The organism is Paraburkholderia sp. C35 (assembly GCF_003121405.1).
GTDB lineage: Bacteria > Pseudomonadota > Gammaproteobacteria > Burkholderiales > Burkholderiaceae > Paraburkholderia.
This window is the reverse complement of sequence record NZ_QBUY01000073.1, coordinates 1-21,180: the sequence shown is the minus strand read 5'-3', so window position 1 is coordinate 21,180 and position 21,180 is coordinate 1. Positions and strand designations below refer to the sequence as shown.

At 59.5% G+C, this 21,180-nt stretch carries 19 protein-coding genes and 1 pseudogene; 6 read left to right on the top strand and 14 right to left on the bottom strand.

Translation table 11 applies throughout. From position 1 onward, the window contains the following. Positions 1 to 225: 225 nt before the first annotated feature. On the bottom strand, positions 226 to 897 hold the full coding sequence (locus DK391_RS30825; RefSeq protein WP_109481801.1) for a TetR/AcrR family transcriptional regulator: 672 nt from the start codon (positions 895 to 897) through the stop codon (positions 226 to 228). Positions 898 to 1,058: 161 nt separating this feature from the next. Next, positions 1,059 to 1,955, bottom strand: coding sequence for a LysR substrate-binding domain-containing protein (locus DK391_RS30820; protein WP_109481785.1), 897 nt, complete (start codon positions 1,953 to 1,955; stop codon positions 1,059 to 1,061). 99 nt (positions 1,956 to 2,054) lie between these two features. Here DK391_RS30820 and DK391_RS30815 point away from each other — a divergent pair, with 99 nt between their 5' ends. Beyond that, positions 2,055 to 2,951, top strand: a complete 897-nt coding sequence (locus DK391_RS30815) for an EamA family transporter (protein ID WP_109481784.1) — start codon at positions 2,055 to 2,057, stop codon at positions 2,949 to 2,951. A gap of 94 nt (positions 2,952 to 3,045) precedes the next feature. After that, positions 3,046 to 3,435, top strand: a complete 390-nt coding sequence (locus tag DK391_RS30810; RefSeq protein ID WP_109481800.1) for an SgcJ/EcaC family oxidoreductase — start codon at positions 3,046 to 3,048, stop codon at positions 3,433 to 3,435. A 74-nt stretch (positions 3,436 to 3,509) separates the two neighbouring features. On the opposite strand, the gene mdeB is transcribed toward DK391_RS30810, so the two are convergent. Continuing rightward, positions 3,510 to 6,224: an alpha-ketoglutarate dehydrogenase gene (mdeB, locus tag DK391_RS30805; protein ID WP_109481783.1), complete on the bottom strand. Its 2,715-nt coding sequence runs from the start codon at positions 6,222 to 6,224 to the stop codon at positions 3,510 to 3,512. Positions 6,225 to 6,382: 158 nt separating this feature from the next. On the opposite strand from mdeB, the gene DK391_RS30800 reads away from it, so the two are divergent. After that, positions 6,383 to 6,922 carry an Lrp/AsnC family transcriptional regulator gene (locus tag DK391_RS30800; RefSeq protein ID WP_109481782.1) on the top strand — a complete coding sequence of 180 codons (540 nt, stop codon included), beginning with the start codon at positions 6,383 to 6,385 and terminating at the stop codon, positions 6,920 to 6,922. 21 nt (positions 6,923 to 6,943) lie between these two features. Here the strand turns inward: DK391_RS30800 and DK391_RS30795 are convergent, their stop codons facing one another. Together DK391_RS30795 and DK391_RS30790 are read right to left on the bottom strand one after the other, a co-directional pair. Continuing rightward, on the bottom strand, positions 6,944 to 8,578 hold the full coding sequence (locus DK391_RS30795) for an acyl-CoA synthetase (protein WP_109481781.1): 1,635 nt from the start codon (positions 8,576 to 8,578) through the stop codon (positions 6,944 to 6,946). A 101-nt stretch (positions 8,579 to 8,679) separates the two neighbouring features. Further along, complete coding sequence (locus DK391_RS30790) at positions 8,680 to 9,207, bottom strand: MgtC/SapB family protein (RefSeq protein WP_109481780.1); 528 nt, start codon at positions 9,205 to 9,207, stop codon at positions 8,680 to 8,682. A gap of 172 nt (positions 9,208 to 9,379) precedes the next feature. On the opposite strand from DK391_RS30790, the gene DK391_RS30785 reads away from it, so the two are divergent. Beyond that, positions 9,380 to 9,652 (top strand): hypothetical protein, encoded by a 273-nt coding sequence (locus DK391_RS30785; protein WP_109481779.1) that lies wholly within the window; start codon positions 9,380 to 9,382, stop codon positions 9,650 to 9,652. Between the two features lie 33 nt (positions 9,653 to 9,685). On the opposite strand, the gene DK391_RS30780 is transcribed toward DK391_RS30785, so the two are convergent. Then, positions 9,686 to 10,057 (bottom strand): DUF2591 domain-containing protein, encoded by a 372-nt coding sequence (locus tag DK391_RS30780; RefSeq protein WP_109481778.1) that lies wholly within the window; start codon positions 10,055 to 10,057, stop codon positions 9,686 to 9,688. A 137-nt stretch (positions 10,058 to 10,194) separates the two neighbouring features. Between DK391_RS30780 and DK391_RS30775 the strand changes: the two genes are divergently transcribed. Continuing rightward, positions 10,195 to 10,950, top strand: coding sequence for an SGNH/GDSL hydrolase family protein (locus tag DK391_RS30775; RefSeq protein WP_109481777.1), 756 nt, complete (start codon positions 10,195 to 10,197; stop codon positions 10,948 to 10,950). Between the two features lie 30 nt (positions 10,951 to 10,980). Here the strand turns inward: DK391_RS30775 and DK391_RS30770 are convergent, their stop codons facing one another. The 3 genes from DK391_RS30770 to DK391_RS30760 all read right to left on the bottom strand — a co-directional run bounded on the left by DK391_RS30770 (position 10,981) and on the right by DK391_RS30760 (position 14,617). Beyond that, on the bottom strand, positions 10,981 to 11,268 hold the full coding sequence (locus DK391_RS30770) for a PAAR domain-containing protein (RefSeq protein WP_109481776.1): 288 nt from the start codon (positions 11,266 to 11,268) through the stop codon (positions 10,981 to 10,983). Between the two features lie 874 nt (positions 11,269 to 12,142). Then, entirely contained in the window at positions 12,143 to 13,177 is a 1,035-nt protein-coding gene (locus DK391_RS30765; protein WP_162600953.1) for a hypothetical protein, read from the bottom strand. Positions 13,178 to 13,267: 90 nt separating this feature from the next. Continuing rightward, a complete protein-coding gene (locus DK391_RS30760; RefSeq protein ID WP_109481774.1) occupies positions 13,268 to 14,617 on the bottom strand; it encodes an SIR2 family protein in 1,350 nt (449 codons plus the stop codon). Between the two features lie 863 nt (positions 14,618 to 15,480). Here DK391_RS30760 and DK391_RS30755 point away from each other — a divergent pair. After that, positions 15,481 to 15,867 (top strand): hypothetical protein, encoded by a 387-nt coding sequence (locus tag DK391_RS30755; protein WP_109481773.1) that lies wholly within the window; start codon positions 15,481 to 15,483, stop codon positions 15,865 to 15,867. 267 nt (positions 15,868 to 16,134) lie between these two features. Here DK391_RS30755 and DK391_RS30750 read toward each other — a convergent pair whose 3' ends face one another. From DK391_RS30750 to DK391_RS30735, 5 genes and pseudogenes are all read right to left on the bottom strand, one after another. Beyond that, the gene (locus tag DK391_RS30750) at positions 16,135 to 16,731 is read right to left on the bottom strand and encodes a hypothetical protein (RefSeq protein ID WP_109481772.1); all 597 of its coding nucleotides are present in this window, start codon (positions 16,729 to 16,731) and stop codon (positions 16,135 to 16,137) included. Between the two features lie 135 nt (positions 16,732 to 16,866). After that, positions 16,867 to 18,648, bottom strand: a complete 1,782-nt coding sequence (locus DK391_RS30745) for a ShlB/FhaC/HecB family hemolysin secretion/activation protein (RefSeq protein ID WP_109481771.1) — start codon at positions 18,646 to 18,648, stop codon at positions 16,867 to 16,869. Positions 18,649 to 18,709: 61 nt separating this feature from the next. Continuing rightward, the gene (locus DK391_RS30740; protein ID WP_109481770.1) at positions 18,710 to 18,979 is read right to left on the bottom strand and encodes a hypothetical protein; all 270 of its coding nucleotides are present in this window, start codon (positions 18,977 to 18,979) and stop codon (positions 18,710 to 18,712) included. After that, complete coding sequence (locus tag DK391_RS44510) at positions 18,966 to 19,328, bottom strand: lipase family protein (RefSeq protein WP_162600952.1); 363 nt, start codon at positions 19,326 to 19,328, stop codon at positions 18,966 to 18,968. Before DK391_RS44510 ends, DK391_RS30740 begins: the two co-directional genes overlap by 14 nt. Before the next feature lie 118 nt (positions 19,329 to 19,446). Then, positions 19,447 to 21,180 (bottom strand): annotated as a pseudogene (locus DK391_RS30735) (filamentous hemagglutinin); the annotation flags it as partial.

The following is a 21,180-nucleotide window of genomic DNA, read 5'->3' as shown; positions in this document are numbered from 1 at the left end:
GTTCCCCGGTCGCACCGTCCGCGTGGATCGACTGTGCTGTGAGCACATCGTCACGGTATCGCAGCGGCATCGAATTGATGTGCCCTTCAGGAGGCCGTCGCGCGTTATTGGCGCGGATCGTTCAATCGATCCGCACGCGCTGGCAGCCCTTGGACACACAATATGACATCGGGGAAAAACGCCCGGCAAGCCTGGTGTTGCGAATACGAGGAATCCTCGTAACTTTCACGCGCTTGTAAAACTGTCATCCTCGCGTGCCAGCCGCGGCATGTCGGGACTCAGGTCGTAACTCAGGAAGCCCAGAATCAGGCGCACCATCTCGTCTTCGAAGGCGTCGGTGCCGAGATATTGCGGGCGCTCCAGTGCCGTCGCGAGCACCACGCCGGAAATGGCGCGAAACAGCACGAAGCGCGATTCGTCGCGTGCAATGCGCTTGCCGAGTTCGGGATTCTCGCGGTTCATCGTGCCGGCGATCAGGCCAAAGTAGCCGAGCATGCCCTGCCCGATGGGTGTATCGGGCGCGGCCTCGGCCCATTCGGCGCGCAGGATGCCGTACAGGCGCGGCCGGTCGCCGATGAAGGTTGCTATCGTGCGGATCATGCGGCGCGCGTTGAGCCCCGTGCCGAACGGCGCGGGCTGTGCGAGCGCCTCTTTCATCATGCCCGTCAGACGCTCCAGTTCGCGCCGCGCGAGCGCTTCGATCAAGCCGTCCTTGTTCGGAAAGTACTGGTAGATCGCGCCGATGCTGAAGCCCGCTGTATCTGCCACGCGTTGTGTCGTCAGGCCTGCCTTGCCATGGGCTTCGAGCGTGCGGGCCGCCGCTTCGAGGATGCTGTCGAGCGCAAATTCGGCGCGTGCCTGCTTGGGCTGCCGACGCGACGTATGAGTCGTGGGCAAAGAGACTCCGAGAAAAAAATTGAAAGTCGTTGAGCGCGCAACGTGATGTTCCATCCGGTATGGACATCACGTTTGCATGAGGCATGGGGACAACACGATGCGCCGCCGCGTGTTTCAAACATGCTCCGCCGCAGCGAGGTTATCACGCGACTCGCTGCGCATCACCTGCGTAACGCTCTAGAAGTTCGCTCGACAAAGCCGAGATCCAGTTCTTCGCACAGGAAAGTCTGCAGTGCATCGACCGCCGTTTCCTGCGCGCCGGGCGTGTGCCGCACGAACAGGCCGAGATCGGCGGCGGGCGGCTCGGGCAGGCCATCGGCGGCGCCGAGCACGCGCATCGTGTCGTAACGGATGTTGCCGTCGAGCAGCACCGACACACCCAGCCCCGCTTCCACGGCCGACTGCACGGCGGGCAGACTGGTGCTGGTGCAGCCCACGCGCCACGCGATGCCCGCGCGTCGCAGGATCGTCATCACCTGCTGCTGCCACAGACACGTGCCGCCGAACGCGACCAGCGGCAACGGCACGGATGAATCGGCCAGATAGCCGCGCGCGCCGACCCAGAACAGCGGCTGCGTCCAGCTGACGATGGGCGTCGCCTCCACCATCGCGGGATCGCCGACCAGCACGTCGAGCGCGCCATCGGCGAGCCGCTGCGACAGCGCAGTGCTCGCATCGACGACGATCTCCAGCGCCACTTGCGGATGCGCGGCCGAGAAGCGCCGCAACGCGCGCGGCAGCCGGCCCACGGCCACATCTTCGAGCAGGCCGAGGCGCACGGTGCCCGTGACATCGCCGACGTCCAGCGCGCGGCGCGCGTCTTCGCCGGCGCCGAGAATGGCATGCGCATACGGCAGCAGCCGATGCCCGGCATCCGTGAGGCGAACGCCGCGTGGCGAGCGCTCCAGCAAACGCTGACCGATGTCGTCTTCCAGCCTGCGCAACTGCATGCTGACGGCTGCCTGCGTGCGCGCCAGCCGCACGGCGGCGGCACTGACGGCGCCCGTCTCGGCGACCGTCACGAAAGCACGGAGAAGACTGCTGTCGAAGTCGCGCATTATTAGCGTCCGTGATAGTGGCATAAGCAATATCAGCTTATCTTAACCCCCAATTCGCCGATATGATGGGCCTGTTTGCTGCACTCCGTTCGCCATGACATGAAAGACTCCACGCTCGCCGATTCCCTCGCCTTTGACACAGCGCCATCGTCCGCCGCGCCCCGACGTCATGTCGGCTTTGCCGCGCTGCTCGGCATGGCGTCGATGTCGTGCGGGCAGTTCGGCTCGGCGCTGTCCGCGCCGACCCTGGCCGCCTTCGGCGCGTTCAGCACGACATGGTTGCGGCTCGCGTGGGCGGCGGTGATCCTCGCGCTGGTCGTGCGTCCGAAACTGCGCAGCTACTCGCGCGCGCACTGGCGGGCAGCGGGCGTGCTCGGAGTGGCGATGGCAGGCATGACGCTGTGCTTTTTCTCGGCAATCGAGCGGATTCCGCTCGGCCTTGCCGTGGCCATCGACTTTCTCGGCCCGCTGACGGTCGCGACACTCGGCGTGCGGCGCCTGCGCGCGTTGCTGTGGCCGCTGCTCGCCATCGCGGGCGTCCTGCTGCTGGCGCACGATCGCGCGGGCTGGGTGGGCGATCCCATCGGCATGCTGCTTGCCGCGGGCGCCGCGTGTGGCTGGGGCAGCTACATCGTGTTGATGAAGAAAACAGGCGCTCTGTTTCCGGGACTGGAGGGTTTGTCGGTATCGCTGATCGCGGCGGCGCTGGTTGCCACACCGTTCGGTCTCATGGAGCATGGCCTGAACATCGCGCCGATGCAGCTTGCCGCCACGGCCGGCCTTGCCGTGCTCGTGCCGTTGCTGCCGTACGCGCTGGAAATGATTGCGTTGCGGCACATGCCCGCTTCGTCGTTTGGCATTCTGATGAGCGTCGAGCCTGCCATCGGCGCGCTCGCGGGGTTCGTCGTGCTGCATCAGCCGATGACAGCGCTGCAACTGGCGGGCACGTTGTTCGTGGTGAGCGCGAGTGTCGGTGTGATCGTCGCGTCGAAATGAGCGGCGCGGTCAGGTCCGGTTGATGCGGTGCATGGGTTGTCTACAATCGACGGCCCGGACACCGACCTGCGAGGACTGCACCATGACCATGACCATGACCGACGACGAACGCGCCATTCGCGACCTGATCGACACCTGGCTTGCGGCCAGCAAGGTCGGCGACACGGCAACCGTGCTGAGCCTCATGACCGACGACGCGATTTTCATGGTGCCTGGGCAAAAACCGTTCGGTAAGGCCGCTTTTATGGCGGCTGCCGAAGGACAGAAGCATATCGATATCGACGGTAAAAGCGAGATTCTCGAGCTTCAGGTGTTGGGAGACTGGGCTTTCCTGCGCTCGCAACTTGAAGTGACGATTACCGTGAAGGATGGCTCGGTGCCGCCTGTGCGGCATGCCGGAAATACGCTGACCATCCTTCGCAAAGAGACGGATGGGCGGTGGTTACTGGCGCGGGATGCCAATCTGCTTGTAGCGCAGGTGTAGTGGTTCTCATGCTGGGCCGGCATCCAATACAGTGACTCGCACATCGTGGATGCCGGCGCATAATAACAGCATGCTCACTTCTCCCAAGGCGTGCCTTTATCGACGCCCTGCCGGTCGTAGCGGGCAACCGCCGCCTTGACCACATCACGTGCCACCGCGCCATCATCGGCAAGCGCTTTCAACGCAGCAATCACGATCGACGCACGATCCACTTCAAAGAAAGCCCGCAGCGCCGCGCGCGTATCGCTGCGTCCGAAGCCGTCCGTGCCAAGCGTCACATAACGACGCGGCACGTACGCGCGAATCAGTTCCGGCACGGCCCGCACGTAATCCGTCGCGGCAACCACGGGCCCACGCGACGCAGCCAGTGTCGACGTCACGTACGGCACCGCCGCATCGTCTTCATCGAACAACCGCTCCGCGCGCTCAGCGGCGACGCCATCGCGGTGCAGTTCGGTAAAGCTCGTCACGCTCCACACGGCGGCATCGATATGCCAGTCATCCTTCAGCATGCGCGCGGCCGCCTGCACTTCGCCGAGAATTGCGCCCGAGCCAAGCAATTGCACCTGAGCGTTTTCCTGCTCGGCATCATCGAGCGGATACATGCCCTTCAACACGCCTTCGCGCACGCGATCAAACGATGTAGCAGGCAATGAAGGTTGCGCATAGTTCTCGTTGGTGACCGTCACGTAATAGAACACATCGCGCTGACGTTCGATCATCTCCTGCATGCCTTTATCGACGATCATCGCGACTTCATATGCAAAGGCGGGATCATAGGCGCGGCAGTTCGGCACCGTCGATGCGGCCAGATGACTCGTGCCATCCTGATGCTGCAAGCCCTCGCCGCCGAGCGTCGTCTTGCCCGCCGTCGCGCCGATCAGAAAGCCTCGCGCGCGCTGATCGGCCGCTGCCCAGATCAGATCGCCGATGCGCTGAAAACCGAACATCGAGTAGTAGATGTAGAACGGCAGCATCGGGAGATCGTGCACGCTGTACGAGGTCGCCGCCGCGATCCACGACGACACAGCGCCCGCTTCCGAAATGCCCTCTTCGAGTATCTGGCCGCCGGTGTCTTCGCGGTAGTACAGCATCGAACCCATATCTTCCGGCTCGTACAGCTGGCCGAGCGGCGAATAGATGCCAACCTGACGGAACAGGTTCGCCATGCCAAACGTGCGCGCTTCATCGGCCACGACAGGCACGACGCGCGGCCCCAGCGACGCATCCTTTAACAGGCTGCCGAGCATGCGCACGATCGCCATCGTGGTCGACATTTCCTTGCCGTTCGCGTCCAGCGCGAATTGTCCCCAGGCAGGCAGTGCAGGCACGGTCGGTGTCTGCGATGCCGCTTTCCGCCTTCTGGGCAGATAGCCGCCAAGGGCAGCCCGGCGTGCATGCAGGTACTGCATTTCCGGGCTGTTTTGCGAGGGTTGATAGAACTTGAGCTGCTCGACGTCTTCATCGGATAACGGCAGACGGAAGCGGTCGCGGAACGCCTTCAGTTGCTCGACATCGAGCTTCTTCTGCTGATGCGTCGTCATGCGCCCCTGCCCGATCGAACCCATGCCGAAGCCCTTCATCGTCTTGGCGAGAATCACGGTCGGCTGGCCGTTGTGCTTCAGTGCGCGGTCATACGCGGCGTGCAGCTTGCGCACGTCGTGACCGCCGCGCCGCAAGCGGTCGATGTCGTCGTTGCTCAGGTGTGCGGCGAGTGCGGCCAGTTCGGGGTTCTGCCCGAAGAAGCGCTCGCGGTTGTAGGCGCCGTCATTCGCCGAGAAAGTCTGGAACTGTCCGTCCACCGTATGCGAAAAGGCACGCAGCAAGGCGCCCGTGCGATCGCGTGCAAACAGCGCATCCCAGTCCGAGCCCCCCACCACCTTGATCACGTTCCAGCCCGCACCCGTGAACTGCGCTTCGAGTTCATCGATGATGCGGCCATTGCTGCGCACCGGCCCGTCGAGCCGCTGCAGATTGCAGTTGATCACGAACACCAGATTGTCGAGCCCTTCACGCGCCGCCAGCGACAACGCGCCGATCGATTCGGGCTCGTCCATCTCGCCGTCGCCGAAAAAGCCCCACACCTTGCGGCCTTCCGTCTGCAGCAGATTGCGGTTCTGCAGATAGCGCATGAAGCGCGCCTGGTAGATCGCGTTGATCGGGCCAATGCCCATCGAGCCTGTCGGGAACTGCCAGAAATCCGGCATCAGCCACGGATGCGGATACGAACACAAGCCCGGCCCCGCGATCTCGCGCCGATAGTGTTCGAGATGCGTCTCGTCGAGAAAGCCTTCGAGAAAGGCGCGCGCGTACACACCCGGCGACGAATGCGGCTGGAAGTAGACCAGATCGCCGCCGTGCTGATCGTTCGCCGCACGGAAGAAGTGATTGAAGCCGACTTCGAACAGATCGGCCGCCGACGCATAGCTCGCAATGTGACCGCCGAGTTCGCCGTATGCGCGGTTGGCGCGCACCACCATCGCGAGCGCATTCCAGCGCAAGGCCGCGGCGAGCTTTTCTTCGGTGTCGAGATCGCCGGGATACGGCGACTGCTGATCGACGGGAATCGTGTTTGCGTACGGCGTCACGTTGGCGCGTGCCGTCGCTACGCCGTTGCCGAGCGCGTGCGCCGCCAGCCGGTCGAACAGGTATTGCGCGCGTTCGAGGCCGACATGCTGGACCACGCCATCGAGGGCAGCCAGCCATTCGGCCGTCTCCTGCGGATCGGTGTCGAGGCGAGCTTGTGTGAGGGCGAGAACGGGGCGGGCACCGCTCGATAAGTCCGTCATGGCGCAACTCCAGCTGGAAAACGTACGGGAAAACGACTCGGGAACGTGTATTCAGCTTACCCATCAAGCCACAAAATGTGCGTCTCTTTTGCACGGCCTCACGCTTTCAGATAGTGTATTTATTCCTGCGAATCGCGCTAAAACGGAATATTTACACCATGACTTCCGACGCAAAACCGGCCGCGCGCCGGCTGGACCGCATCGACATCGCGATCCTGCAGCAGCTTCAGCAGAACGCGCGCATCACCAATGCCGAACTGGCGCGCGCCGTGAACCTGTCGCCGACGCCCTGCTTCAACCGCGTGCGCGCGCTCGAGAAGCTCGGCCTGTTCCGTCAGCAGGTCACGCTGCTCGACGCCGAGGCGATCGGTCTGCGCATCAACGTGTTCATTCAGGTGAGCCTCGAAAAGCAGGTCGAAGACGCGCTGCGCCGCTTCGAACAGGAAGTCGGCGAGCGGCCCGAGGTGATGGAGTGCTATCTGATGACGGGCGACGCAGACTATCTGCTGCGCGTGGTGGTGCCCGACATGCAGAGCCTCGAACGCTTCATCGTGCAGTGGCTCACGAAGATTCCCGGCGTGTCGAATATCCGTTCGAGCTTTGCGCTCAAGCAGGTGCGCTACAAGACAGCGCTGCCGCTGCCCGTCGCGGGCCTCACGCTGGCATCGCAGGACGACGCGCCGCGAGAGTGGGCCTGAGTTGGCCTGAGCGGGCCTGATTCAGCGCGGCGGCGTGACGCGGTCGCGCAGTTCGCGCCGGATGATTTTGCCTGTCGCTGTCATCGGCAATGCATCGACGAAATGGATCGTGCGCGGATACTCGTGCGCGGCGAGATGCGTCTTCACATGCTGCTGCAACGTCTGCACGAGTTCATCGCTTGCCTGATAGCCTGGATTGAGCACGACGAACGCGGTGACGATCTCCGTGCGCTGCGCGTCGGGCGCGCCGACCACAGCCGCCATGCGCACGGCAGGATGACGCAGCAGGCAGTCTTCGATAGGCGCCGGGCCGATCCGGTAACCCGCGCTGGTGATCACATCGTCGTCGCGGCCAACGAAGCGGATAAAGCCGTCCTCGTCCATCAGGCCCATATCGCCCGTCAGCAGCCAGTCGCCGCGAAACTTCGCGCGCGTCGCGTCTTCGTTGCGCCAGTAGCCGAGGAAAATCACGGGGTCGGGTGCCTGAATCGCAATGTTGCCGGGTTCGCCGCGCGGCAGCGTGTGCCCCGTATCGTCGACGATCGCCACGCGATGGCCCGGCACCACCTTGCCGATCGAGCCGAAGCGCGGCTCGAACAGCGTCGCGCATGACGCCACGACCACGTTGCACTCGGTCTGCCCGTAGAACTCGTTGATCGTCACGCCAAGCGCGCGGCGTCCCCAGCCGATCAGTTCCGCGCCGAGCGACTCGCCGCCGCTCGCCACCGCGCGCAGCGAAAGCTGCCAGCGCTCGGGATCGACAACAGTGCGCATCATCTTGAGCGCCGTCGGCGGCAGGATCGCGTGCGTGACGCCGTGGCGCTGCATCAGATCGAACGCGGCTTCGCCGTCGAACTTTTCGAAGCGCCGCGCGAGCACGGCGATACCGTGGTGCCACGACGGCAGCAGCACGTCGAACAGGCCGCCAATCCACGCCCAGTCGGCGGGCGTCCACATCAGCTTTGCGTCGTTGGGAAAGAACGCTTGCGGCATCTCCACGCCAGGCAGATGACCCAGCAGCACGCGGTGCGCATGCAGCGCGCCCTTCGGCTTGCCTGTGGTGCCCGAGGTGTAGATGATCACGGCGGGATCGTCGGCCTGGGTCGGTTCGGCGTCGAAATGAAGCGGCGCTGCGTTGAGCGCCGACCAGAATGAGTCGAGTTGCAACTCACGGTCAGCTTGCTCGATGTCGACGCAGAAAACCGAGCGCAATTCGGGCAGACGTGGGCGCACCGAGGCGATCTTCTGCGCGCCGCTCATGTCGGTCACGAGTGCAACCGCACCGCTGTCGGCGAGACGGTATTCGAGTGCATCGGGACCGAACAGCGCAAAGAGCGGCACGGCAATCGCGCCGCACTTGTACACGGCGATATGCGCAAGTGCCGTCTCCAGCGATTGCGCCAGAAAAATGCCGACGCGGTCGCCCTTCTGCACGCCGCTCGCTCGCAGCGCATGCGCGAACTGGTCCGACAGCGACTTGAGTTCATCGAAGGTGTAGTGCGTCGCCTGCCCATCGCGCGTCTCGCAGATCAACGCGAGACGACCGCTGCCGTCGGCCCACTTGTCGCAGACATCGATGCCGATGTTGTACTGCTGCGGAATGCGCCATTCGAATGCGGCAACGAGTGCGTCGTAGGTGTCGGCGACGGGAAGCATGCATGTCTCCTGAGGATCGGTCGCGCGGGCCTGGTATGGTGTTCGCGCTCGCTGTCATGCTACTCCGCGAGCGCTGCCAGTGGCGCCCCGCGCGCTCCGCTTCAACGCTCGCGTGCCTTTTCATTCGATGCGCGGCTGTCTTCGCTTGCGGGTGCAGCAAGCGGCTTGATCGCCCGCACGCCGGCCAGAATCACCAGCGCGATGACCGTGCTGAGAATGGCAGTCGCTTCGCGCCCGAGTCCGGCCGCTACACCGACGCCCGCTGCGAGCCAGAGACTCGCCGCCGTGGTCAGGCCGCGCACTTCGCGTTCCGCGCTGAGTTTGATGATCGCGCCCGCGCCCAGAAAGCCGATGCCCGACACCAGCCCCTGCAGCACGCGGCTCATGTTGTCCTGCGAGAAACCGGCCTGCAGCGGCACCAGCACGAACAGAGCCGAACCCGTCGTAACCAGCATGTGGGTACGCAAGCCCGCGTCGCGCCCTGCCAGTTCGCGTTCGAAGCCGAGCGTGCCGCCCAGCAGCAGCGCGAGGCCCAGCCGCATCACGACCTGCGTGATCGCCTTGATGTCGCTCAGGTCGGCGAATTCGCCGACCACGGTCAACCAGACTTCATGCCACACACCGCCCATGCGATCCTCCCGTCGACACCCGACGCATGCACTGCGCGCCCGTGGGAAAGCATAATGTAATCAGGGTGCACTCTGGCGGATAGCACGCGCGCCGCCCTGACGCCAGTTAGCGTTTTTTTCAGTTGCCTGTTGCGGCCCTCGCCCGCGACAATGCGCCAACCGAGGGAGGACTATGAAGAAGTGCATTCTGCTCGCCGGAATTGGCGTGCTGACCGCGTGTACCGCGGTAACGGGCGTGGACAGAAAGCAGAACGGCTACCTCTTTGTCACGAGTCACGGGCGCTTCAGCCTGGTGTCGTGGAATAGCGTCCGTAACGCGGGGATCAAGCATGCAAGGGCGTACTGCCGCGAACAGAACAAGGAACTGCACACCGTCGAGATCCACACGAACGGCGTGCGCGGGGCGGGCACCCAGACTGTCGAAGTGGTGTTCGAATGCATCTGATGCGGCAAGGCATCAGACAATGAACCGTTCGGCTCAGTGCGTGCCTGGCTGGTCCGCAACGGTATCGCCGAAATGGCTCGCGACGAAGGCGCGCATGGCCGCGATCAGCACCGTCTCGCCGACCTGTTCGATGGTGCTCGCGCCCGCCGGAACGGCGCCCGTCCACGCGGCGCGCTCGCCCGCTGCCGCCGGCACCAGATGGATTCTCGCCCGCTCGATGATCGGGCCGCATTGCGCCCAGTCGGACGATGGTGCGAAGGCGGCTTCGAGCGCGCCAGCGGGATCGCCGTCGCAGGCGGGCTCTTCGATCCAGCAGAAGCCGTCGTCGATGCGCGGCTTGGGCAGATTGTCCGCCCGTGCAACCCAGTAATCGAGTAACGCGCCTTCCAGATCTGAAACTCTCATCGCTGCTCCTCGTGGAGATCGTATGTGCCGAACGCAGCATCGATTGTGCATCAAGTTCGTGTTGCGCTTTGTGACGCCGCAAGAATCGGTCGCGGCGGCTGACGTTCATTCAATTGTCCATTCAATTGCGAGGCACCATGACGCCTGACTATCGACTCGCCTGTTCGCGTGTTAAACAGGTGCGCGCCCTGGCCGCGGCCATGCTCGGTGTTGCCGCGCTGCATGCCGTGGCGGCGACGGGTCCGGCATCCGGCGCGCCTGTGACTGAGCGGCCGATCATCATCGACGCACAAGGCGATTCGACGATGTGGGGCTACCAGACATCGGACGATTTCAAGAAGTCGTGGCAGACGCCGAACAATCCGCCTGCCCTGCTTCAGGCTGCATTGCAGGCGCGTTTCGGCCCGCATGTGATCGTGCAGAACAACGGCGTACCTGGCGCGACGCTGGCCGATCGCGAGAAAGGCAACAACGGGTATAGCCAGACTTACGCGCAGTGGGTGGCGAGTTCGCCGGCGCATATCGTGATCGTCAACTTTGCGCTCAACGATGCGGACAATCATGTCAAGGAACCGCCGGCTGCGTTTCGTGCGCATCTGATGCGGTTTATCGAAGAGTCGCAGGGCGCGGGACGGATCGTGGTGCTCGAAGAACCGAACCCGGTCGATTATGCCGTGAACAGGACCATCGTTCCGCGCTATGTGGCCGTGGTCGATGAAATGGCGAAGCATTACCGGCTCGCGTTGATCCGGCAGTATGCGTATATCGGCGCGATGCATGACTGGCGCGCGCTGCTGATCGATGGGGTGCATCCGACGGATGCGCTTTACAGGATCAAGGCGGAACGGCAGCGCGAAGTGGTCGAGCCGATTGTGGCGAAGCTGGTGGAGTGATACGTCGATGTCCGGGTGCTGATGGACGGATCACTCGCCTACCGAGAATGTCTGCTGTGATGCGACCAGCTTTGGCGGCGGGTTGCATTTGCAGAGACATAGGTCGTCGCTTAACGCGGCGTGACGGCCATCGGGTGCTGTCATCACTTCGCGTGGACCGTCGCACTTGATCTTGCCCGTTGAGTGGCATGCGGGGCACGCGACGTCGTCGCCTTCGTGCGCGACGTCGCGGCCTGCGAGTTGAATCGTCGTCGAGGCCGCTTGCACGGTGCCGTTTGCGGTGGTTTTGTCGCCGGTCAGGATCAGATAACGTTTCATGTTATTCATTCGCTTTTGAATGGATTTACTGTTTCTACAAAAAACAAATCGCTCAACTATCGAATTGATCTAAAGCTCACCGCACGTCACCATTAAGTCCATATAAGCGGTTGGCATTTCGAAAGTTGTGGCCTCGATCTCGTGAACCGTGTGCAGTTCTCACCTGCCATTAACAGCTGATCGCTTTTGACATCACGCACGCGCGCCCTGCCTGTAATGCGCGCCGAAGGTCTGCCGTCGTAACGTGCCTTGCGATTCATTGCGGTCCAGTAACAATAGGAACACGCTCGTCCATGCAACAATCAAGAGTGATCATACCCATGATCAACCTGTCGTCACCAGAATGATCGCATCGATACTTTTAGGCGACAACACACTCGCTTCACCAACGAGTGAACGCACGCATCTAAAAAATATAAGGCAGCAAGATAGTCTCGTGACGCGCTGCAGATGATCACCTGTACACGTCATTGTCTGCGCGTCGACGCGTACGCTCCTAACATCGTTATCGACGTCTAGAGTCTGGCAGCGTAGTTCGTACGGGTGACGAATGTCGAGATCGTTGCTTGCTGGTGTTTGATAGTAACCGTGCTCGGCAGCACATGATTAAAAAAACACGAACCGCCCCGTAAATCGATGATTTCTTGGGGTTATTCTGAACGATCTCGTGTCGAAGAGTCGTCAGCCCATCAATAAAAAGACCTTTAGCAGTCGACTTCGACTGAAGTTTCGATCGGAGCCGACCCACGATTCAAGAGCCCACTCTATCTACGGAAGTGAGGTACGCCGGCGAATCGGATCTCGGTGCGGTCCGCTAGAGACGCAACCAAGTTCGAGATCCTGCCGGCAGAAAAGACGAGGACCATGCCCCAAACTACGCGACAGTTTTGATTATTTTCAAACCGCTGCTTATCGTCCCTTCGAGCTTAGTCCTGGCGTCCGATAATCTTCGCTCTGCTCCGTAGGACCCACCATCTCGAGCAATAAACGCATGCATTTCCTGTTCCATTTTTTGACAAGTCTTAATGAATTCTATTTGCTGCCCAGAACTAAAGGTTTCAAATTTTGCCGAGAAAATCGGAGCCACGTTTTCGAGATATTTAAACTTTGTGACATCATCGGGAATCACCCTCAAAAATTCCACCCCTTTCTTAAAGAGTTTAAAGCTCTGAGTCGCGTCCTCCTCTTTGACCGACATTTTCATATACAAGCGACTCTGCTGCATATCAATGTGCACGGTATGATAATTATTCTTCTTTGCGGCCCATTCGTATGCTTGGGTTAACATGCGTTGACTTTTTTCGTACTCGTCGTGCGCAAGCAATGCCATTCCAAATTGAAGCCAATAATGCGGATCCTGTTTGAGCCAGGTTACGCGCCTTTTCACCTCTTCGTAATATCTGACGAGATTATTAATTCGTTGACGCTCTGGAAAAAGGCGTTCGACTCCAGAAAATCGAAGTAAAGATTTTAAAACCTCACCTTTCTGATGACTCGTGTCGTGCGTATCCATTCGCTTTGCAATGGCAAGAAGCTGATCAACAATATACGTCGACACAAAATGATTTCGGATCAACGCGAGGCAGAATACGCTCGATCTTGCGAAAACCAATCCACGCTCAATTCGCACAAGGCTTTTGAAATCCTCACTGCTTCGCAGCGTGGAACTGTAAATCTCGTCATTTCCTGCTACTTCAGAAATGAGGCTTGGTTTAAGTGAAAAGTCCAATGCAGAAAGAACGCTAATCGCGAAAATCGTGTCTTTGTAAGAGTTTTTCGTGAAAATCGATTTGACGATCTCCGAGACCCGAGCCACCATTTGCGGGGCTTGCAAAATATTCAACAACGTTTGCTGCAGTTGACCACGATGCTTTCGTTTAATCAGATTCGATTTATTGTCTGCGCCCAACGTTACGAGATCGGCCCATAATCCAACATTATCAACAATCTCGACGAATTCTCCAGTCTCAGCATTATCCAGTTCGTCGATGACGAATTCCTAGACATCTATTTTTAATCTGCTTAATGTATCTTGCATCCGCTCGTGTTTGGTGGTGCGCGCTGCAATCAACAGTGTGATGTTTGCGGGAGATAGATCGGTGAAATGTTGAAGAAAGTCAACATGCTGATCGTAGCTATCGATTACCAAAAATGCGCGTTTGGTCGATTTCGCAAGAATTTCCAAATCTTCTCTGTTGTAGTCGTCGGGGTTGTCGACGACATATACATCATTACCCTTTTGCACTAGCAAGATCGTTAAACTGCGCAGAAAAACGGACTTTCCATTGCCAAAATCCGAAATAATGGCGACGTGCCGTCCTTTTGCCGCCGCTTCTGCAGCGAGATTCAGATCTGTGCGACGAACGGCTAATGGCGCACCTTCTCCCGTGAGAAGACTGGTCTCAAGTAGCGCGTCGCTGACGTCCCCAACCATCAAAAAACGTTCGGCATCGGCATCTCTAGGTGCTCTTTTCTGCTCGCATAGCTCATATTTTCTAAAACTGGTCAGTAGGTCAACGCTGCGATCAAGCAGAAATTTTTGCAAGTAGAGAGTTATGTGTTCGGCAAAACGTTCTGCTCCGATCGCAAGACAATTCCCGAAGGGGGCAAGGGTAAATCGCTCCCGCTCAGAAACATTCGGTGCTGTAACGAAAAACGTCTTTTCAATAAAATCGGGGTTTTCGTAAAGTATTTTTTGAATCTCAATGTCGTATAAAGAGTATCCAACAAAAACAAGCGCCGTGCACATTTCCAAATCTCGCTTGAATGGAAAATGCCAAGCGGAACTATTGAATGTTTCGGATGAGAGATATGACGACGACGTTAATTTGAAGCGACCATTCAAATCTTCCGCTTTTAGATTGCGTATAGATCCATTCAGGTGAACGCAAGTATTTTTCTTAGCCAGATAGTCACCGGGCTGATCGTCTATGTCGGCAGATTCTATGCGAACTCCGGCCCGCTTCGCAGATTCTTCTACGACTAGATCGTAGTTCGTCGTGTAGATTCGTCGCCAAGGAGCCGCTGCGATCGTGGTCTGATGCGGCAGCACCTCTTTGACGGAGAAAGCTTCCAGAAGCATGTCAACAAGCTTTTCCCCGGAATTCATACGCAGATATTTCTCGGACGCATAACGCAGATCCTTGTCCGCGTCAACGCCACCAAGTTCACCGATCTCCCGCGCGAGCACTTCTGCGGTGGGAAACGTCGAGCCATCCAGCGCGATGGCGTTACGCGCGAACCCCGAACCAACAAATAGCACGGCCCTGCCCCCCGCGATGGTCTCTATCAGAGAGGCAATATCGACTTCCATTGGTCTATATTGCTGAGGGTTGAGTTGTTCGATCATTTTTATACTCTCAGGTTGAAAAGCCGATTGCTTTGACGCACTGGCGGAAGATTTGTAATATTTTAAATTGCAACACAAACAGAAGCATAGGGGCAAAAGATTTCGCGGTCGCCCTCACTCACGTTCAGTGCAGCAAGTGCCGACGGTGGTTTCAACAAGCGCCTGGCGTAGAAATTTTCGCTATCCACGCGCATGCTCGCACATCATCTGATGGCGCGTGAACGAAACGCGTCATGCTGAGCCTGCGCCCATAGCGCCGATCGGTGAAGCGCACCATATTGCTAATGTGCGCATCAGCGACACAAACGTCCGGATTAACGGGAACCGACATGAGCAACTGCTCGGGCCATTCTCATTGCCCGAATCGCACGCCTCCCCTTGAATCGGGCCGCTATTGTGCGGGCGAAATGCAATCGACAGAGATCGAATTAAATCTGATTTGGCTTGGCCCCATGCGTCGTTGCACAGCGTCTTGAGCGACCGGGGCCGTTCACGATTTGGCCCGCGAAAGCGGCTACGCGCTCGAAGCGATTGGCAGGATACATCATGGGCTAGGAATGGTCATCTGCGCACACGATTGTTTGAGCGTCGGGACGAAAGTGTTAATAACTTTGTTTTTGACGATTAGTATTACGAATAGGATTCGCGCTACCTTGATCCTCTTGATGACAAGTGTTGAGATCGTCGTTTGTTGGTGCTTGGAGATGAGCGCGAGTGGCCGGACGGAATGCTAGCCGGCGGTTTCTGGATCGTGACGCCATTCGCGATGTTCTGAGAGTGTGTAGCCAACCGCTTGACAACCGCTCACCGTCGACGAGAAGTATAAAAAGCTCGCGCTGGCTGCGCTCCAGCGTGGCGCGCAGATGAGCGCGCGCTTCCGCTCCATTCGAATACTGCTTGACGATCTTCATCGTCGACCGGCAATCACCCCGGCCGACCAGGAACGCGCCGACGCAATACTGTCAGTGATGCGGAAGAGTGTCGAAGTCTACGAGAACCAGGCCGAGGATTTCGTTAACTTCTCAACGATCATTTGCATGAACGCAAACGGGTACAGCTTTCCGGACAAGGACCTGGCTGAATCGTTGCAACTCATGGCAGACCCGAAACTGCCGATAAAGCGACCGGGCCTTCCAGCCTATGTCCGTTGCAGGGGTGCGAAAAATGCAACCGCCGACGCAAACGCAAGTCGTGCCTTGACTCGGGTTCGCCAGCCGAAGCGGAAGACCAGGGCACCGGCCGCTCAATAGTGCCCACCGGCATGTTTATAGCAAGCCTGGTTCAAGACATCGGGCACATACTGTTTCTCTTTTCAGCAACTTTCCTGACTGCGTTGCTTGTGGTCGCAATCAGGAGGTGAATCGACAGGCGGGCATACACCTGCCTGTCACGCAAGGTCAGAACTGCATCGTCGCCTGTACGCCGACGGTCACGCGCTCGGTAGGAAATCCGGCTGGTTTGTAGATGGGCATGCCCGCGAACAGGTCATACGAGACGCCCACGGCGCAGACCGGTTCCTATTTCGGCGACGCATCACATTTGGGCGCAACCTTTTGCACTGTGAGTTCATCCATCCCATGTCCGTCAATTCTACGGACTTCGACCCAGCAGCGGCTGCCGGCACTATTCATGAAGATGTCGTAGTCCTGACCGGGTTTGGGTGCGAAGGTTGTCGCTGGAGGTGTACATGACGAGTGGTAATTTCCAGCGCTGCTACTGACTGTCATACCCACCGTGAGTGGCTTCCCGGCGGGAACAATGTATTCCCTAATTAAATCCTTGAATTCGAGCCCATCGAAAGTCATCCACTTGCGCGGACTGGCTGGCATGCCGATGGTAATGCTGCGCGAAGAATATTTCCACGCTGACCAGAACCCGTCTCCGACCACGACCTTTTTGTCGTCGTGTTCAAATAACCCTTTGTAGCAGGCTTCGCCCGGACGAAAGATTGCGCCGCCTGCCCCGTTTCCAGTCAGTATGCGAATGCGCGCTGAGACGGTTGCATCGTAGTCAGGCGTCTCAGTCGTTAGCTCATGCGTCGGTTGCGGAAGGATCGTGCAGGCAGCGCCTAAGGTAATAGCGCCAATGGCCACGATTGCGTTTCTAAAAAACATGGGACAAGCTCCGTCACTAAAAATAAGCTCCAGCCAAACGTCGTAGCGATGGGTGGAATCCTTCCGACGCGTGAACATGGATATTCGGATATACACCTTGTCCCCCGGGCAGGTGAGATCGGTCTGGTTGGATTCCTAGAACTGCGCCGTCATCTGGAACCCGACCGTCACGCGCGCAGTAGGGAATCCGGCCGGTTTGTAAATGGGCGTGCCTGCGAAGAGGTCGTAGGACAGGCCCGCGTACTTCGCCGGTATGCCGCCGCGAACGCCGATCACTGCGCCCGCGAGCTGAGTCTCCACCAGAATCGCCGTGTTCGGCCCGAACACGCGTCCGTAGTCGATACCTGCGTATAGCGCCTGTCCCGTCTGAAAGATGGGCCATTGCAGTTCGTTGCGCCAGTAGAAACCTTTCTCTGCCGCGAGCATCGTTTCGCCGTCAAAACCGCGCACCGTGTAGCGGCTGCCGATGGTCAGGTCATCGATGTAGAACAGCAGGTCGTTCGTGTACTGGCCGTGAAACGTCGTCACGTAGCGGAATTTCTGTGACGCAATGGCAAACGGTATCGACAGGTTCGCGTCGAGTACCGCCATCTTGTACAGATAGGTCGGGTGTGGCGTGGCCTGGTCCGCTGGGTTATACAGGTCCGGGTTCGGATCGCCTGTCGCGCCGAGGCCGTGAATGCCCTGACGGTAGGCGAGCGTGCCGTCGAACTGCGCGCCGCCGAAGTAATGGCGGTCGGTTGCGCCTAACTCGATGAAGGTGTTGTTACGGTCCTGAATCGGGATCGTCGTGCCTTCGATGAAACTCTCGCCGAAGCGCTTCGATAGCTGCACATATGCACCGAATACGTCGGCCTGGCTGCGTGAAAACACGCGCGCGATCCTGATGGCGGCGGTCTGCGAGTTGCCACTTGACACGAACGTATCGTTGACGGCGGCTATGTTCGTATAATAGGTGTTTGTGTTGCCCGATAGCGTTGCCGTCCAGTAGCCCCACGGCACGGAATACGATCCGTTGAAACCGTGTGAGCCGAGTGCCCTGTTGTTGAATGACAGGTCCTGGTTTGCGCCGACTGTGAAGACATCATTCAGGCCGAGCGGGTTGTCGATGCCGAGGCTCACGTTGCCTTGCCACTTGCCCGTTGACTTCGTGCCCGAGTTGTCGGCGGACACGACGAACGTCCAGGGTTTCGCGCGCTTGACGTTCAGAACGACATCGCTCTCGCCCGGTGCGTCGGTGGGTTCGATCTTCATGTCCACGTCCTGCGATGCGACGCGCTTCATCTGCTCCAGGCCCTGCTCAAGATCGCGCACGTTTAGCAGGTCGCCATCGCGTGCGGGAAACGCGGATTTCCATGTGCCGCGCGTGTTGGGATCGGCAAAGCGCAGATGACGGACAACACCCGGCACGAGTGCGACTTTCAGCGTGCCCGTCGACAGATCCTGTTCGGGTAACAGCACGCGCGTCGTCACGTAGCCGCGCGAGAGAATCGCCTGTTGCAGACCCTTCGTGAGTAGGTCGAGTCCAGCTTTGCCGATACATTGGCCCTTGTAATGGTCGAGCCATTCACGCCCGAACCAGAAGGGATCGAGCGGGAGATTGGACGCGCCGTGTTTGCGCGCGACATCGGGCAGCGTGGCGGGCACATCAAGCGCGAACGTGTCGATGCGAAAGCAAGGCGATTCGTGAGGAAGTTCGGGAAACACCCCGGCGTTCGGTACAGTCGAGCGCACGGCGGGCGCGTTGACGGTCTGCTCGCGCTGCTGCACGTCATGATGCTGCTGAAGTTGCTGGTTCTGTTCGGCATTCGCGCGGGCCGCTGCCGCCTTGTCCGCCAGCGATGGGACGCTTTGCGCAGACGCGAGTGTGACCAGGGCTGAGAGCGGCAACGCCGCCAGCCTATTGCTAATCTTCATGTGAGAACTGATTCCTGAGTCGGCCTGCTACGCGGCGACCGATGTGGTCGCCGCGTCTCTCTTACCTGTTGTTTTCGTCGTCCTTGACCTTGTAGCTATCGCGAGCCTTCTTGTAGCTGTTGTCGAATGGCTTGATCTTGTACATCGCTGCGCGGCTCGTCATCCCGCCAACAAGAGCGATACCGAAACCAATCATCAAAAGAAGTCCGCTCCACAGCGACGGCGGCACAAATTTGATGGTGCAGTAAAAGATAGCGATCCCAATTACTATCAGGGCCAATCTGAGCCAGCGCGGGAAATTGCCGTCCTCAATCAGTTTAATTTTTCCCATTTTTCTTCGAACCTCCGGTGATACTGTCAACGATACTCTGCCAGTAATTGTTCGTCGCCTTTTGCACGGCGCTCGAAATACCGCTGTTGTTAATAGCATTAGATGTTTCGTTAATCGCCGGAGCTAGGCCAGGATATTTCTCAGAGGCAGCGTTGGCTACGATACTGACGATTCCGTTGTTTGTGTACTGTCCAACATCGGGTTTAACCAACTGTCCGACGGCGTCGGCAGTTAATCCCACCACGTTCGCGGCGTAGGATGCCACGGACAATCCAGGGGAATAAGGCGAAGGGATAGTGGCCGCAGCCGCTGTCGCTGCGCTGAATCTCCCTGCGTTGGTTGAAATCATGCCGGCCGCATCGGCTGTCGTGTTCCGCATAGAATCAGCGTCCGACTTGTCCAGTTTGGTAAAAGGTCCGGTTATGTTTGTCGAACCTGTTCCCGTTGGTCGATCATAGGTGAATTGGCTAGCCCAACTGTTTGAGCAGGTAGTCGCTCGATATGAAATTCGAGTACTGCGTGAAGCGTGGATCGGTCGCGATCAGATACGTGGCACCGGGCGCGGTGTTGTATGTGTACAGGCCATTGACCGGCAGTTTCAGGTTCGGGATGCCACCCGTCGCGCCGCCGACCGTCTGCGGCCGGTTCGAGCCGCCGCTGATGGTGCCCGTCTGCGTGCCGTCGTCGCTGCCGCCCGTGACGCCCGAACCGGCAACCGTCTGCCCCTGACGGTCAACCGAATTGATGCTGATGGTCTGTGCGTTGGTCTGTACGTTCTGGTTCGAAGAAGCAATCGCGGGTAGTGCATCGACGGTCGTGACGGTGTGGGCGATCCCGTCATACTTGCCGTCGGTCATTGGTTTCGTCGTGTCGCTACTGCCGCCCGTTTTCTGGTGCCAGTAGTAGACGGAACTGGTCGTCGTATCGACGGCCTGCTGGAGCACCGTGCCCGTATCGTTGACCCTGCCACCGTCCGCGCGGCGCACCAGATCACCACCTGCCGCCATCGTCGACGACTGGTTATTGATGCTGCCGCCGTCCGCATTGATGCGGATTGCACCCTGCGCCTGGACGGTCGCCGCGTTGCCGGCGCTCACGAGCTGGTCGGTGGTTTTCGTGGTCTGCGTCGTGCGCGAGATCTCGCTGTAGTCGTGCGTGCCGCTAATGTCGTAGCGCAGATCGACGCCATCTGGCCGGATGTTTTTGTTCGGGTCGAAATCCGGCCAGAAGGTGATCGACACCGTACCGTCGCCATTGTCTTTCAGGCTGTTGTAGTACTGCGTCGGGTTATTGGTGACGCTGCGCGTCTGCACCGTGGGGCCGGACGAATCGGTGTACTGCTCCTGAATCGGTTGCGTCAGTGAGAAGGTCTGCGCGGTTGGGTCCAGATTCGTGACCTGTGACGCCGGTATCTTGACAGTGACAGGTTTCGACAACTGGCCGATGATTGCATCCTTGAGCGGTGCGTTATCGACTTGCCAGTTCCACTGCGGGAACGTCAGGCTGCTGTGGCTGCCGAGTCCGCCACCCGACAGGCCCGCCGTCCACAACGCCAGGGTAGTGCTGCCCGCATCCTGCGGCGTGCCCGCCTGCGTAACGACGCCTGTCCGGATGTTGTTGACCGTGTGCGCCGCGACGTCGATGTCGCCGTCCGCTTCGATGTTCGCGGCGCTATTGGTGAGCGTGCCTGTCTGGTTCGCGAGCATGCCAGAGCCGTCGCGCGTGCCATCCTTCGCGATTTCCAGATTGCCCGCGCTGTAGATCAGCGCGCCGTCCGCATTGGTCACGGAGTTCTGCGCGTAGATGTGGACGCTGTTCGCGCCTGCGATCACCGCCGCCGCGCCCGTGTTCTGGACGTCGTTCGCGTTCACCGTTACATCGTTGCCGATGACCGTACCGGTATTGGCGAGCGTCGCGCTGTTCGTCGTGACCGTGTCGCCTTCGATGCGTCCCGCGTTGGTCAGCGTGCCGGCAGCGTTGACGCTCGTGTTCGTCGAGTTGATGCCTGCGCCCGCTGCGTTCACGACGTTTGCGCCGGTCGCGGTGAGCGTGCCATTGGCCGCGAGTGTGCCCGTGTTGGTCAGTGTGCCCGTGGCGCTGACGGTCATGTTGCCGTCCGCGTGCAGGTTGTTGCCTGCGCTGTTCGTGTAGTCGCCGTTGACGGCGAGCGACAGGTTGCGGCCCGCGACCATGTTGCCGTT